The sequence below is a fragment of the Streptomyces sp. NPDC030222 genome, assembly GCF_055573115.1.
On the sequence record NZ_JBVICA010000008.1, the window covers coordinates 203315 to 216567 of the forward strand.

The following is a 13253-nucleotide window of genomic DNA, read 5'->3' on the forward strand; positions in this document are numbered from 1 at the left end:
CGCTAGCCCGTGACCTCCTGGCCGCAGCAGTCCGGTTCGAGCCCCGGCGGGAGGCGTTCGCCGCCGAAGACCGCGACGGTCGCCTCGTCGCCGCCGAGCGCGGCCACGGCGAGGAGCAGGGAACCGGCCGTCCAGGTGGTGAGTTCCTCCGGCCACACGGCACGGTCCTCGTAGACGTAGCCCGTCCAGTACATGCCGTTCTCGGCGCGCAGGTGCTGGATGGACTGGAGGATCTCCAGGGCGCGGTCGGACTCGCCCATCGCCCAGAGGGCGAGGGCCAGTTCGCAGCTCTCGCCGCCGGTGACCCACGGATTGGGCAGCACGCAGCGCACACCGAGGCCGGGCACGACGAAGGCGTCCCAGGACGCCTCGATCCGGGTCTTCGCCTCCGCGCCGGTGAGCGCGCCGCCGAGCACCGGGTAGTACCAGTCCATCGAATAGCGGGACTTGTCCAGGAACCGCTCGGGGTGGCGGCGGATCGCGTGCGCGAGGGCACCGGTCGCCAGTTCCCAGTCCGGCTGGGGCTCCTCGCGCTGCTCGGCGATCGCGAGGGCGCAGCGCAGCGCGTGGTGGACGGAGGAACTGCCGGTGAGCAGCGCGTCGGTGACGGGCGTGCCGTCGTCCTCGCGCTTCCAGCCGATCTGTCCGCCGGGCTGCTGCAGGGCGAGGACGAACTCGACGGCCGCGGAGACGACGGGCCACATGCGGTCGAGGAAGGTGTCGTCGCCGGTGGCCAGGTAGTGGTGCCAGACGCCGACGGCGACGTACGCGCAGAAGTTGCTCTCGCGTCCGCGGTCGGTGGGCCGGTCGGCTTCGCCGTCGTGGTAGGCGGCGTACCAGGAGCCGTCGGCGTTCTGATGGCGGGCCAGCCACTCGTAGGCGCGGGCCGCGGCCTCGTGTTCGCCGGCCGCGTCGAGCGCCATGGCGGCCTCGGTGTGGTCCCACGGGTCGAGGTGGTGGCCGCGGAACCACGGGATGGCGCCGTCCTCGCGCTGCGCGGCACGGATGCCAGCGACGGTCTGCGCGGCCTGTTCTGCGGTGAGCACCCCGGGCAGGACGAGGTGTTCGGTACGGCCGGGTGACGTCACTTGGCGTCCGCCGCGGGCAGGTGGGGCTTGGTGGCGTAGGCGACGAAGCTCTTGCCGACGACCGGGTTGAGGAGCTGCTCCGCGAGCCGGGTGGCGAGCGGCTTCTTCATGATGTCCCAGACCAGCAGCTTGTGGTACGCGCGGACCGGCAGCGCCTTGTCGTTGTCGACGCCGAAGGCACACTTGAGCCACCAGTACGGCGAGTGGAGGGCGTGCGCGTGGTGCGTGCCGTACGGCTTGAGGCCCGCCTCGCGCATCTTGGCGAGGAGTTCGTCGGCCTTGTAGATGCGGATGTGCCCGCCCTCGACCTCGTGGTACGCGTCGGAGAGGGCCCAGCAGATCTTCTCGGGGCCGTACCGGGGCACGGTGACGGCGATCCGGCCGCCGGGCCTGAGCACCCGGACCATCTCGGCGAGGACACCCTTGTCGTCCGGGATGTGCTCCATCACCTCGGAGATGATGACGACGTCGAAGGACTCGTCGGGGAAGGGCAGGGCGAGCGCGTCGCCCTCCATCGCGGTGGCGGTGGCGCCGGCGGGAGCCTCCCCGGCCTCCTTCATCGCCGCGAACCACTTGGCGACCTCGCGGATCTCCTCGGCGTTCCGGTCGAGGGCCACGACCTGGGCGCCGCGCCGGTAGCACTCGAAGGCGTGCCGGCCTGCGCCGCAGCCCAGGTCGAGCACGCGGTCGCCCGGTGCGAGGGGGAACCGGGAGAAGTCGACGGTCAGCACGGGGGCTCTGCTTTCGTCCGGGGGTTGGGGTGGGCGGGGCGGCGGTCCGCGCCCGGTCGTGTGCCGGTCGCGGGCCGTCGCCCGGGAGGAAGCTCTGCACCACGCGGCGGTTCGCACCGCACGCTTCCGGAGGACCCGGCTGCCGCGGTGCGGCGGGGGGCCGGCGGTGACGGCGTCATCGGCCGCTCACGGCACGGGCACCGCGCTCGTACCGGGCGGCGATCGCGGCACGGTAGTGCTCGGCGGTGCCGATGGCGGCCTGCCGCCAGGTGAAGCGCTGGAGCACCCGCTCACGGCCCGCGGCGCCGAGGCGTCTGCCCAGCGCCGGGTCGCCGAGGAGCCGGCCGAGGGCGGCGGCGAGCGCACCGGCGTCGCCCGGCGGTACGGCGAGGCAGGTCTCGCCGTCCGGTCCGGCCACCTCGGGGATCGCGCCGCCGGTGGTGGCGACCAGCGGTGTGCCGGTGGCCATGGCCTCGGCGGCGGGAAGGGAGAAGCCTTCGTAGAGGGAGGGCACGCACGCGATCCGGGCGCCGCGTATCAGGTCGACGAGTTCGGCGTCGGTGATGCCCTTGACGAACCTGACGGCGTCCTGGAGTCCGTACCGCTCGATGGCCTGGGCGACGGGCCCGTCCTCGGCGCGCTTGCCGACGACGACCAGGTGGGCCGCCGGATGCTCGGTGCGCACCTTGGCGAGCGCCTCGACGAGGTACACCAGCCCCTTGAGCGGGACGTCGGCGCTGGAGGTGGTGACGATCCGGCCGGGGACCTCGGCGACGGCCGGGTCGGGCGAGAACAGTTCGGTGTCGGCGCCGATGTGGACGACGTGGACGCGGGCCGGGTCCACGCCGAGGTGGTCGACGATCTCCTGCTGCGAGGAGCCGGAGACGGTGAGGACGGACGGCAGACGGCGCGCGACCCGCTTCTGCATGCGGGTGAAGCCGTACCAGCGGCGCACCGAGAGGCGGCGCTTCCAGTCGTCGGCCGCGTCCAGTTCGAGCTGCCGGTCGACGGTTATGGGGTGGTGGATCGTGGTGACCAGCGGGGCGCCGATGTCGGCGAGCAGTCCGTAGCCGAGGGTCTGGTTGTCGTGGACGACGTCGAAGTCGCCGCGGCGGGCCGCGAGGTGGCGGCGGGCGCGGAGGCTGAAGGTGAGCGGCTCCGGGAAGCCGCCGGTCCACATGGTGGCGACCTCCAGCGCGTCCACCCAGTCCCGGTACTCGTCGCGCTTCGGCGTGCGGAAGGGGTCGGGCTGCCGGTAGAGGTCGAGGCTGGGCAGCTCGGTGAGGGTGACGCCCTCGTCCAGGACGGGGTAGGGCTGGGCGCCGATCACCTCGACGCTGTGGCCGAGGCGGGCGAGTTCGCGGGAGAGGTGGCGGACGTAGACGCCCTGGCCTCCGCAGAAGGGGTTGCCCTTGTAGGTGAGGAGCGCGATCCGCAGCGGGCGGTCACCGTCCAGGGGCGTGCCCGCGTGGGGACCCGCCTCCACGGCCTCAGCGGTCACTCCCGACCCCCTTCTTGCTGCGCTTTCGGCGGAGCGTAACCGCTCGCGCTAATCTAGAACAAGTTTCAGACTTGATCGCCCGAGGAGCACTGAATCTACCGGCAGGTAGCGCACCTGTGGCGCGCGGATCAGGTGATTCACGCCACGGGAAGGGCCGCCGTGCCGCACCGTGCACCCCGGGAGCCCCGGCGTCCGGGCCGCCCGCACGGCCCGCCCGCACGGCGCACGATCAAGCATGCACGCGACACACGGACGACGCACGCGGACGACGGTCACGGAGTGGGACACATGAGAGCGGCAGCCAAGGCAGCGACCCCGGCGTCCCCGCCCCTGACGGAACGCCAGGAGGCACGCCGTCGCCGCATCCTGCACGCCAGCGCCCGGCTGGCCTGCCGCGGCGGCTTCGACGCCGTGCAGATGCGCGAGGTCGCCGAGACCGCGGAGGTGGCGCTCGGCACCCTCTACCGTTACTTCCCGTCCAAGATCCACCTGCTGGTCGCCACGATGCAGGACCAGCTCCAGCAGATGCAGACCACGCTGCACAGACGTCCCCCGGCCGGGGACTCCGCCTCCCAGCGGGTGGCCGAGACCCTGATGCGGGCCTTCCGCGCGCTCCAGCGGGAGCCGCACCTCGCCGACGCCATGGTCCGCGCACTGACGTTCGCCGACCGCAGCGTGAGCCCCGAGGTGGACGCGGTGTCCCGGCTGACGACCGCGGTGATCCTGGACGCGATGGGCCTGGAGACCCCGCCCACCCCGGAACAGCTCTCCGCCGTACGGGTGATCGAGCACACCTGGCACTCGGCACTGATCACCTGGCTCTCGGGGCGCGCCTCGATCGCCCAGGTGAAGATCGACATCGAGACGGTGTGCCGGCTGATCGACCTGACGGTGGCCGAGGCCGCGGGGCCGGGGCGTCCTCGGCGCTGAGGCCTCCGGCGGGAGCGGCGGGTCGGCCTCCCGCGCCTGCCGCGCCTCCCGCGCCTCCCGCGCCTCCCGCGCCTCCCGCGCCTCCCGCGCCTCCCGCGCCTCCCGCGCCTGCGCCGACAGGTACCCGGCCTCGTCCGTCCACGCCTGCCTGGGCACGTACCCGGCCCCGCCCGTCCGTATCCACTGGGGGACGTACCCGGTATCGCCTCACCCTGCCTGCCTGGGCACGTACTCGGCCCCGCCGTCCGCGCCTGGGGACGTAGCCGGCCCCGCCCCGCCCCGCCTGTTCCGACAAGCCCCCCGGCCCCGCCCCTCCGCGTCGTCGTGCGCCTCTCCCGTCCCGGGCGGGGTGCCCCGGGAGACGGGAAGGAGTCCCGGACGCGCTCGGGCGCGCAGGGTTCCGCCAGGCGTACGGCGTTCCGCCGGCCGGGCCTGTGCCGCACGTGGGCCGCGTTCCGCTATTCCTCCGGCGGGAACACCGCCTCACCGGTGTCCGGCAGCGTGATGGTGATCGCCTCGACGGGGCAGCCCTCGGCCGCCGAGAGGATCCGTTCGTCCGCGTCGGACTCCGGGCCCGCGGCCGGGTGGGCCTGGCGGGCGGAGTCCAGCCGGAACGCGCCGGGGGCGTTGCTCAGGCACATCCCCGAGCCGATGCAGACGTTCCGGTCGACCTCGACGTGCCAGCGGTCGCCCATCAGCGCGCCCCGTCCTCGCCGTGGCCCGCGGGCAGGTGGATCATCTTGTGCTCGAGGTACTCGCCGTAGCCCTCGGGGCCGAACTCCCGCCCCATCCCGGAGCTCTTGTAGCCGCCGAACGGGCCGAGCATGTCCAGACTGAAGGTGTTCACGTTGTACGTGCCGGTCCGCACCCCGCGCGCGAACTCGATGCCGCGCTCGACGTCGGCCGTCCAGACGCTGCCGGAAAGCCCGTACTCGGAGTCGTCGGCGATCCGCAGGGCCTCCGCCTCGTCGGCGTACGGGAGCAGGCAGACGACCGGACCGAAGATCTCCTCGCGGGCGATGCGCATCGAGTTGTCGACCCCGCCGAAGAGGGTGGGCTCGACGTACCAGCCCCGGTCCTGCCCGGCCGGACGGCCGCCGCCCGCCAGGATCTTGGCGCCCTCCTCCTGGCCGAGGCGGATGTAGTCGAGGGAGCGCTGCTGCTGCCGCCGGGCGACGAGCGGGCCGACCTGGGTCGCCGGGTCGAGCGGGTCGCCGACCACCAGGGCAGCGGCCGCGGCGGCGAAGGCCTCGGCGATCTCGTCGTAACGGCTGCTCGGCGCGAGGATCCTGGTCTGGGCGACGCACGCCTGGCCGTTGTTCATCCAGGCCGCCGGGACGATCCCGGCGACGGTCTCCGCCAGATCGGCGTCGGGGAGGATCACGGCCGCGGACTTGCCGCCGAGTTCGAGGGTGACACGGGTGAGGTTGCGGGCGGCGACCTCCATGACGCGCTTCCCGGCGGCGACCGATCCGGTGAACGACACCTTGTCGACGCCGGGGTGGCCGACCAGGTACTCGCTGACCTCACGGCCGGCGGGCAGTATCGAGAGCACGCCGTCGGGCAGTCCCGCCTCCCGGGCGATGTCCGCCAGGATGTACGCGTCGAGCGGCGTCTCGGGCGACGGCTTCAGCACCACCGTGCAGCCGGCGAGCAGGGCGGGCCCCAGCTTCGCGGCGGCGGTGAACTGCGGGACGTTCCACGGGATGACGGCCGCGACCACGCCGACGGGCTCCCGCCGCACGAGGATCGGGCCGAGCACACCCGCGCGGCGCTCCTCGTACGGGAAGTCGCGGGCGACGGCGATGGCCGAGTCCCACACCATCATCGCGCCGAGGGCCTGGGCGAGGACGCTCCAGGAGTAAGGGGAGCCGTTCTGGGAGCTGATGGACCGGGCGATCTCCTCGTGCCGGACGGCGAAGGCGTCCTTGATGCGGGAGACGACCGCGATCCGCTCCTCCAGCGGCAGCCGCGGCCAGGGTCCCTCGTCGAACGCCTTGCGCGCGGCGGCCACGGCCCGGTCGACGTCCGCCTCCGAGGCGTGCGGCACCCGGCCGATGACCTGCTCGGTGTGCGGTGAGACCACCTCGATGGCGCCGCCGTCGCCGAGCGGATCGACCAGCGTCCCGCCGATGAACAGCTGTCCGTGTTCCACAAGCTCGGTCGTCATGGCAGTTGCCTCCCGCGGCCCGGCGACGGTATCTGACGCAGCATCAGAACTGATACCAGTTCCGGCCTGACTGGGCCAGACCATGACGCGGACAGCACGCCACCGGTACCGCGACGCGGGTGCCGCGACGCGATCGGCTCACCCCGGACGGCGACTGGCCGGCGCCTCGCCTCGGCGGGAACCGGCCCGCGACAACAGCTATCTGACGGGACATCAGATCCCGCTTATAGTGGACCCGCGGCCCGCCGCTCAGGAGAGATCCGCCCGGGAGGGATGGGGACCCATGACTCAGGTGACCGACCACGGCGGAGGCGTCCGGAGCATCGCGGTGCCGATCCCCGACAACCCCCTCGGGCACACGCTCGTCCACGTCCTCGAGACCGACCGCGGCCCGGTGCTCGTCGACACCGGCTGGGACGACCCCGCCTCCTGGGACACGCTCGTCGAAGGGCTCGCCGCGGCCGGTGCCTCCGCCGCCGAGATCCACGGCGTCGTCATCACCCACCACCACCCCGACCACCACGGCCTGTCCGGCCGGATACGCGAGGCCTCCGGCGCGTGGATCGCCATGCACTCCGCCGACGCCCAGGTCGTGCGGCGCACCAGAAGCGCCGAACCCGGCATGTGGCTCGACTACCTGGCCGCCAAGCTCGCCGCAGCCGGTGCCCCCGACGAGCACCTCGCGCCGCTGCGGGCCGCGCGGGCCGCCGGGCGCGCCGACGGCCTCCCGGGACTGCGCCCCGCGCTCCCCGACCGGGACATCACCCCCGGCGAACTCCTCGACCTCCCGGGTCGCCGGCTCCGCGCGGTCTGGACCCCGGGCCACACCCCCGGCCATGTGTGCCTGCACCTGGAGGAACGGCACCCGGCGGACCTGCCCGGCCACGGGCGGCTGTTCTCCGGCGACCACCTGCTGCCCGCGATCACCCCGCACATCGGGCTGTACGAGGACCCCGACGACAGCACCGTCACCGACCCGCTCGGCGACTACCTCGACTCCCTGGAGCGCATCGGCCGCCTCGCGCCCGCGGAGGTGCTGCCCGCGCACCAGTACGCCTTCCGCGACGCACCCGCACGCGTCCGCGCCCTGCTCGTCCACCACGAGCAGCGGCTCGCCGGGCTCCTCACCCGGCTCACCGTCCCCCTCACCCCGTGGCAGATCGCCGAGCGTATGGACTGGAACCGGCCCTGGGAGCAGATCCCGCACGGCTCCCGCAACATCGCCGTGTCCGAGGCCGAGGCCCATCTGCGCCGGCTCGTGAAGCTCGGCCGGGCGGAGCCCGTCGCGGGCAGCGACCCCGTGACGTATCTCGCGGTATGACCGCCTGCCGCGCACGCTTCACAGGCCGGTAGGGTGGGCGGGTCGTCATCACCCGTACGGGGGGAAGCCGGTGCAAATCCGGCACTGACCCGCAGCCGTGAGCCACCGTCGTGCCGTAGTGCCGTGCGGGTGGCGAGTCGGAATGCCCCGGCCGGGATTCCCTGGTGACCGGCACCGTCGAGGAATACGGAGCCGGAGTGTGCCGCCCGCGCGTGCCGTGTCCGGATCCCCGCAGGAGAGGCACCGTCAGGATGACCGCCACACGTAGCACTGCCGTACGTCGTAGCGCCGCCGTGCGCCGCGGCACCGCTGCCCTCGCCGCCGCAGCGGCCGTGCTGTGCGCCGGTGCGGGAGCGGGCACCGCCGTCGCGGCCCCCTCCCCGGCCCCGTCCGTCCCCGTCCCGTCCGGGCTTTACGGCGCCAAGGACCCGACGTACGACGGCGTGTGGCGGCAGTCGCTGGCGTTCCTCGCCCAGGACACCGTGGGCGTGAAGCCCGCCGCGAAGGCCGTCGACTGGCTGACCGGCCAGCAGTGCGCCACCGGCGGCTTCGCGTCGTTCCGGCCCGACCCGGCCAAGCCCTGCGACGCCAGGACGGTGCTCGACACCAACGCCACCGCGGTGGCCGTGCAGGCCCTCGCCGCGCTGGGCGGTCACGACGCCGAGGTGAAGAAGGCCACCGACTGGCTGAAGTCCGCGCAGAACGCCGACGGCGGCTGGAGCTACAACCCGGGCACGCCCAGCGACGCCAACTCCACCTCCGTCGTGATCGGCGCGCTCGTGTCGGCCGGCGACAAGCCCGCCGAGGTGAAGTCGAAGCAGGGCAAGTCGGCGTACGACGGCCTGCTCGCGTTCGCCTTGGGATGCGGCGACAAGAAGACCGCGGGCGCCTTCGCGTACCAGCCGGACAAGTCGGGCAAGCTGTTCGCCAACGCGGACGCCACGGCCGCCGCGGTGCTCGCGGCGTTCGGCAAGGGACTCGTCGTGGACAAGCCCGGCAGGGGCATGCCGCAGGGCGCCAAGCCCGGCTGCGCCGCCGGCCTCAAGCCGGAGCAGGCCGCGCTCGACGGCGCCCTGTACCTCGGCCAAGCGCTCGAATCCGGCCCCCTCATGTCCGCCATGCCGGGCGCCGAGAACCAGCCCGACCACGGCAACACCGCCGACGCCGTGATCGCGGTCTCCGCGTACGGGAACATCCCCGTGACCTCCCTGGACTGGCTCAAGAAGAACTCCGCCGCCTGGGCCGAGGAGAACGGACCCGCCGCCTACGCCCAGCTGGTGCTCGCGGCCCGGGCCACCGGCACCGACCCGCGCGACTTCGGCGGCGCGGACCTCGTCGAGCAGCTGAACGCGACCGGCCCGAAGCCGGAGGCCGTGGCGGGGGCCGGGAAGTCCCCGGCGTCCCCGGCGTCCCCGGACTCCTCGAAGGCGGCGGAGGACGAGCAGGACGGCAGCGGCCCGGGCATCTGGTGGATCATCGGCGTCGGCCTGGTCGCCGGTGTCGGCATCGGCTTCCTCATCAGCACCCGCCGCTCCCGCGACACGAACCGCCCGCAGTCGTGACGTTCGACGCACGCGGCCACGGCGAGGCCTCGCCCGGCCCCGCCCGCCCGGCCCGCCCGTTCCTCACGGGGGAACCGACGGGCCGGGCGCGGCCCGTTCCGGCCCGCGTCGGCGAGCAGCGCTGCCCGGCCGTCGTCCGGGCGCTGCACGGCGCCCGTATCGGGATGGGGTGTGGCCCGGCCCGCGTCGGGGTGCCCCGTGGTCCGGCTCGCGTGAGCGTCCCACGCGGTTCGGCCCGCGTCCGCCTGCTGGTGGGTCTCGGGGCGCTGCTCGCCATGACCGGGGCCGTGTTCGGAGCCACGCTCGGCGTCGCCGCGCCCGCACACGCGGCCGGGTACCGCTACTGGTCCTTCTGGGACCGCACGGCCGACGGCTGGGCGTACGCCACCCAGGGCCCGACCACCGCGCGGCCCGCGGACGGCGACGTCCAGGGCTTCCGTTTCGCGGTGAGCGCGGACTCCCAGGACGCCGACAAACCGCGCTCCACGACCGGGTTCGACGCCGTGTGCGCGAAGACCCCGGCCAAGGAGGGCAGCAAGCGGATCGCGCTCGTCATCGACTTCGGAACCCCCGAGGACGCCCCCGAAGGGGAGACCCCGCCCCCGGCGATCCGTACGGCCTGCGCCCAGGTCGGCCCGGACGCGACCTCCGCCGACGCGCTGGCCGCCGTCGCGAAGCCGCTGCGCTACGGCAGTTCGGCTCTGCTGTGCGCGATCGCCGGGTACCCGAGGACGGGCTGCGGCGAGCAGGTCTCCGGTGACCCGGCCGGGAAGAAGCCGACCGCCTCCGAGCCCGCCACGTCCGGCACCGCCCCCGCGGCCGGGAAGGGCGGCGACGAGGGCGGGCCGTCCCTCGGCCTGCTCGCCGGTGCCGCCGTCGTGGCCGTCCTCGGCGTCGCCGCCTTCCTGCAGGCGCGCCGCCGCCGCGGATGACGCTCCGCGCGCCCCGGGCGCACCGCGGCAACGCCCTGCACCCCGGGGCCTGGTGGCTGTGGGCGCTCGGGCTCGCCACCGCGGCGTCCCGCACCACCAATCCGCTGCTCCTCGGCCTGGTCGTCGGCGTCGCCGGCTACGTCGTCGCCGCCCGCCGCACCGACGCCCCGTGGGCCCGCTCCTACGGGGCGTTCGTCAAGCTCGGGCTGTTCGTCGTGGCCGTCCGGCTGCTCTTCCACGTCGTCCTCGGATCGCCGATCCCCGGCAGCCATGTGCTGTTCGCCCTGCCCGAACTGCCGCTGCCGGACTGGGCGCAGGGCGTGCGCATCGGGGGCCCGGTCACCGCCGAGGGCATGGCCTTCGCCCTCTACGAGGGGGCGAAACTGGCCGCCCTGCTGATCTGCCTGGGTGCCGCGAACGCCCTGGCCAACCCCGCACGGCTGCTGAAGTCGCTGCCCGGCGCCCTGTACGAGGCCGGGGTCGCCGTCGTCGTCGCCATGACCTTCGCACCGAACCTGGTCGCCGACGTCCTGCGGCTGCGCGGGGCGCGGCGGCTGCGCGGCCGGCCCACCGGCGGAGTGAAGGCGGTCCTCCAGATCGGCCTCCCGGTGCTGGAGGGCGCGCTCGAACGGTCGGTGGCCGTCGCCGCGTCGATGGACGCCCGCGGCTACGGCCGGACCGCCCGGGTCCCGCGGGCCGTGCGGCACACCACGAACGTCCTCACGCTGGGCGGTCTCCTCGGCGTGTGCGCCGGCACGTACGGACTGCTCGCCGCGGAGGGCGCCGAGTACGGCCTCCCGGTGCTGGTCCTGGGGCTGGCGGCCGCGCTCGCCGGGCTGCGGCTCGGCGGCCGGCGCAGCATCCGCACCCGCTACCGGCCCGACCGCTGGGGCCCGCGCGCCTGGCTCGTCGCCGGCTCCGGCGCGGCCGTCGCCGCGCTGCTCGTCCACGCGGGTACGTACGACCCGCAGGGCCTGCACCCGGGAGTCGTACCGCTGACCGCGCCGACCCTGCCCCTGTGGCCGGCCGCCTCCGTGCTGATCGGGCTGCTGCCCGCGTTCGTGGCCCCGGTGCCTTCTTCCACGCGCTCTTCCACGCGCTCTTCCACGCGCTCTTCCACCCCTGCCTCCACTCCTTCCTCTGCATCTTCCTCCGCTCCTTCCTCTACGCCTTCTCCCGTGCCTTCCGGACCTTCCGAGGAGACCCCGTGATCCGGTTCGAGAACGTCTCGGTCACCTACGACGGTGCCGACCGGCCGGTCCTGGACGGCGTCGACCTGACCGTGCCGGAGGGCGAACTGGTGCTGCTCGTCGGCCCGTCCGGGGTCGGCAAGTCGACCCTGCTCGGCGCGGTCTCCGGGCTGGTGCCGCACTTCACGGGCGGAACCCTGCGCGGCCGGGTGACCGTGGACGGCCGGGACACCCGGACGCACCGGCCCCGCGAACTCGCCGACGTCGTGGGCACGGTGGGCCAGGACCCGCTCGCGCACTTCGTCACCGACACCGTGGAGGACGAGCTCGCCTACGGCATGGAGTCCCTGGGGCTCGCGCCGGCCGTGATGCGACGGCGGGTCGAGGAGACCCTCGATCTGCTGGGCCTGGCGGACCTCCGCGACCGGCCGATCGCCACGCTGTCGGGCGGCCAGCAGCAGCGCGTCGCGATCGGTTCGGTGCTGACGACGCACCCGAAGGTGCTGGTGCTGGACGAACCGACGTCCGCGCTCGACCCCGCGGCCGCCGAGGAGGTCCTGGCCGTACTGCAACGCCTGGTCCACGACCTCGGCACCACCGTGCTGATGGCCGAGCACCGGCTGGAACGCGTCGTCCAGTACGCGGACCAGGTGATCCTTCTCCCGGGTCCCGCCGATCCCCCGGTCATGGGCGCCCCCGCCGACATCATGGCGGACTCCCCGGTCCGCCCCCCGGTGGTCGCCCTCGGCCGCCTCGCGGGCTGGACGCCCCTCCCCCTGTCGGTCCGCGACGCCCGCCGCCGCGCGGCAGACCTCCGGTCCGCGCTCGCCGACAGGACACCGGCGGACACGGTGCCGCTCTGGCCGGCGGCGATGCTTCAAGCCCCCGTCACCGTCCCGGGCCCCGCTCGTTCGGCGGACGCGGTCCCAGCGCCCCCGGCCGCCACCCGGCCTCGGGCCGACGGTTCGCCGGCCCGGCCCCATGGCGTACGGGGGGTCCTCGCACGAGTGCTGCGCCGACGCGGCGCCGCTGCCGCGTCCGCCTCCGCCGACGGGCCGACGGCCCCCGGCGGGCCGGCCGCCCGGGTCGACGGTCTGGTCGTCCGGCGCGGACGCGTGGAGGCGCTGCGCGGAGTGGGGCTCACGGTCGCGGCCGGAGAGACCGTCGCGCTGATGGGACGCAACGGTGCCGGCAAGTCGACGCTGCTGGGCTCGCTCGTCGGGACCGTGGAGCCGTCCGCGGGGACGGTCGAGGTCGGCGGGCTGGTCCCGCACCGCGCCGCGCCGCAGGAGCTGATCCGCCGGGCCGGCCTGGTCCCGCAGGAACCGCGGGACCTGCTGTACGCGGACACCGTCGCCGCGGAGTGCGCGGCGGCCGACGCGGACGCCGGGGCCGCGCCGGGCAGCTGCCGGGCGCTGGTGTCGGAGCTGCTGCCGGGCGTGGCGGACGCGACGCACCCGAGGGACCTGTCGGAGGGGCAGCGGCTGGCGCTGGCGCTGGCGATCGTCCTCACGGGACGGCCGGGGCTGCTGCTGCTCGACGAGCCGACGCGCGGACTGGACTACGCGGCGAAAGCCCGGCTGGTCGCCGTGCTGCGCGGTCTCGCCGCGCAGGGGCACGCGATCGTGCTGGCCACGCACGACGTGGAGCTGGCGGCGGAGCTGGCACACCGGGTGGTGATCCTCGCCGGTGGTGAGGTCGTCGCCGACGGGCCGACCGCGGAGGTCGTGGTGTCCTCACCGTCGTACGCCCCGCAGGTCGCGAAGATCCTCGCCCCGCAGAAGTGGCTCACGGTGGCGCAGGTGGAGGAGGCGCTGTGAGCGGGCGC

At 74.5% G+C, this 13253-nt stretch carries 11 protein-coding genes and 1 riboswitch; of the genes, 6 read left to right on the forward strand and 5 right to left on the reverse strand.

Features of this window, described 5'->3' with window-relative positions:
* Nucleotides 1–2 precede the first annotated feature (2 nt).
* The 3 genes from ACZ4Z5_RS14960 to ACZ4Z5_RS14970 all read right to left on the reverse strand — a co-directional run bounded on the left by ACZ4Z5_RS14960 (nucleotide 3) and on the right by ACZ4Z5_RS14970 (nucleotide 3320).
* Nucleotides 3–1088 (reverse strand): prenyltransferase, encoded by a 1086-nt coding sequence (locus tag ACZ4Z5_RS14960; RefSeq protein ID WP_468261919.1) that lies wholly within the window; start codon nucleotides 1086–1088, stop codon nucleotides 3–5.
* On the reverse strand, nucleotides 1085–1819 hold the full coding sequence (locus tag ACZ4Z5_RS14965) for a class I SAM-dependent methyltransferase (protein WP_468261922.1): 735 nt from the start codon (nucleotides 1817–1819) through the stop codon (nucleotides 1085–1087). The genes ACZ4Z5_RS14960 and ACZ4Z5_RS14965 overlap by 4 nt, the downstream gene beginning before the upstream one ends.
* A gap of 175 nt (nucleotides 1820–1994) precedes the next feature.
* Nucleotides 1995–3320, reverse strand: coding sequence for a glycosyltransferase family 4 protein (locus ACZ4Z5_RS14970; RefSeq protein WP_468261925.1), 1326 nt, complete (start codon nucleotides 3318–3320; stop codon nucleotides 1995–1997).
* 288 nt (nucleotides 3321–3608) lie between these two features.
* On the opposite strand from ACZ4Z5_RS14970, the gene ACZ4Z5_RS14975 reads away from it, so the two are divergent.
* Complete coding sequence (locus ACZ4Z5_RS14975; protein WP_468261928.1) at nucleotides 3609–4250, forward strand: TetR family transcriptional regulator; 642 nt, start codon at nucleotides 3609–3611, stop codon at nucleotides 4248–4250.
* A gap of 458 nt (nucleotides 4251–4708) precedes the next feature.
* Here the strand turns inward: ACZ4Z5_RS14975 and ACZ4Z5_RS14980 are convergent, their stop codons facing one another.
* Together ACZ4Z5_RS14980 and ACZ4Z5_RS14985 are read right to left on the reverse strand one after the other, a co-directional pair.
* Nucleotides 4709–4945 (reverse strand): ferredoxin, encoded by a 237-nt coding sequence (locus ACZ4Z5_RS14980; protein ID WP_468261931.1) that lies wholly within the window; start codon nucleotides 4943–4945, stop codon nucleotides 4709–4711.
* Nucleotides 4945–6420, reverse strand: coding sequence for an aldehyde dehydrogenase (locus ACZ4Z5_RS14985; RefSeq protein ID WP_468261933.1), 1476 nt, complete (start codon nucleotides 6418–6420; stop codon nucleotides 4945–4947). Before ACZ4Z5_RS14985 ends, ACZ4Z5_RS14980 begins: the two co-directional genes overlap by 1 nt.
* Nucleotides 6421–6703: 283 nt before the next feature.
* Between ACZ4Z5_RS14985 and ACZ4Z5_RS14990 the strand changes: the two genes are divergently transcribed.
* The 5 genes from ACZ4Z5_RS14990 to ACZ4Z5_RS15010 all read left to right on the forward strand — a co-directional run bounded on the left by ACZ4Z5_RS14990 (nucleotide 6704) and on the right by ACZ4Z5_RS15010 (nucleotide 13245).
* Nucleotides 6704–7741, forward strand: a complete 1038-nt coding sequence (locus ACZ4Z5_RS14990; protein WP_468261936.1) for an MBL fold metallo-hydrolase — start codon at nucleotides 6704–6706, stop codon at nucleotides 7739–7741.
* Nucleotides 7742–7801: 60 nt separating this feature from the next.
* Nucleotides 7802–7889, forward strand: a riboswitch (cobalamin riboswitch).
* A 103-nt stretch (nucleotides 7890–7992) separates the two neighbouring features.
* Nucleotides 7993–9303 (forward strand): prenyltransferase/squalene oxidase repeat-containing protein, encoded by a 1311-nt coding sequence (locus ACZ4Z5_RS14995; protein WP_468261938.1) that lies wholly within the window; start codon nucleotides 7993–7995, stop codon nucleotides 9301–9303.
* Nucleotides 9304–9467: 164 nt separating this feature from the next.
* On the forward strand, nucleotides 9468–10235 hold the full coding sequence (locus tag ACZ4Z5_RS15000) for an SCO2322 family protein (protein WP_468262068.1): 768 nt from the start codon (nucleotides 9468–9470) through the stop codon (nucleotides 10233–10235).
* Entirely contained in the window at nucleotides 10232–11446 is a 1215-nt protein-coding gene (locus ACZ4Z5_RS15005; protein ID WP_468261940.1) for an energy-coupling factor transporter transmembrane component T family protein, read from the forward strand. Before ACZ4Z5_RS15000 ends, ACZ4Z5_RS15005 begins: the two co-directional genes overlap by 4 nt.
* Nucleotides 11443–13245 (forward strand): ABC transporter ATP-binding protein, encoded by a 1803-nt coding sequence (locus ACZ4Z5_RS15010; protein WP_468261943.1) that lies wholly within the window; start codon nucleotides 11443–11445, stop codon nucleotides 13243–13245. The genes ACZ4Z5_RS15005 and ACZ4Z5_RS15010 overlap by 4 nt, the downstream gene beginning before the upstream one ends.
* Nucleotides 13246–13253 lie beyond the last annotated feature (8 nt).

What these genes read in the sequence shown, in the direction of transcription:
- ACZ4Z5_RS14975 (WP_468261928.1), top strand. Translation starts at nt 3,609, where the DNA reads ATGAGAGCGGCAGCCAAGGCAGCGACCCCGGCGTCCCCGCCCCTGACG.
- ACZ4Z5_RS14980 (WP_468261931.1), bottom strand. Translation starts at nt 4,945, where the DNA reads ATGGGCGACCGCTGGCACGTCGAGGTCGACCGGAACGTCTGCATCGGC.
- ACZ4Z5_RS14985 (WP_468261933.1), bottom strand. Translation starts at nt 6,420, where the DNA reads ATGACGACCGAGCTTGTGGAACACGGACAGCTGTTCATCGGCGGGACG.
- ACZ4Z5_RS14990 (WP_468261936.1), top strand. Translation starts at nt 6,704, where the DNA reads ATGACTCAGGTGACCGACCACGGCGGAGGCGTCCGGAGCATCGCGGTG.
- ACZ4Z5_RS14995 (WP_468261938.1), top strand. Translation starts at nt 7,993, where the DNA reads ATGACCGCCACACGTAGCACTGCCGTACGTCGTAGCGCCGCCGTGCGC.
- ACZ4Z5_RS15000 (WP_468262068.1), top strand. Translation starts at nt 9,468, where the DNA reads ATGGGGTGTGGCCCGGCCCGCGTCGGGGTGCCCCGTGGTCCGGCTCGC.
- ACZ4Z5_RS15005 (WP_468261940.1), top strand. Translation starts at nt 10,232, where the DNA reads ATGACGCTCCGCGCGCCCCGGGCGCACCGCGGCAACGCCCTGCACCCC.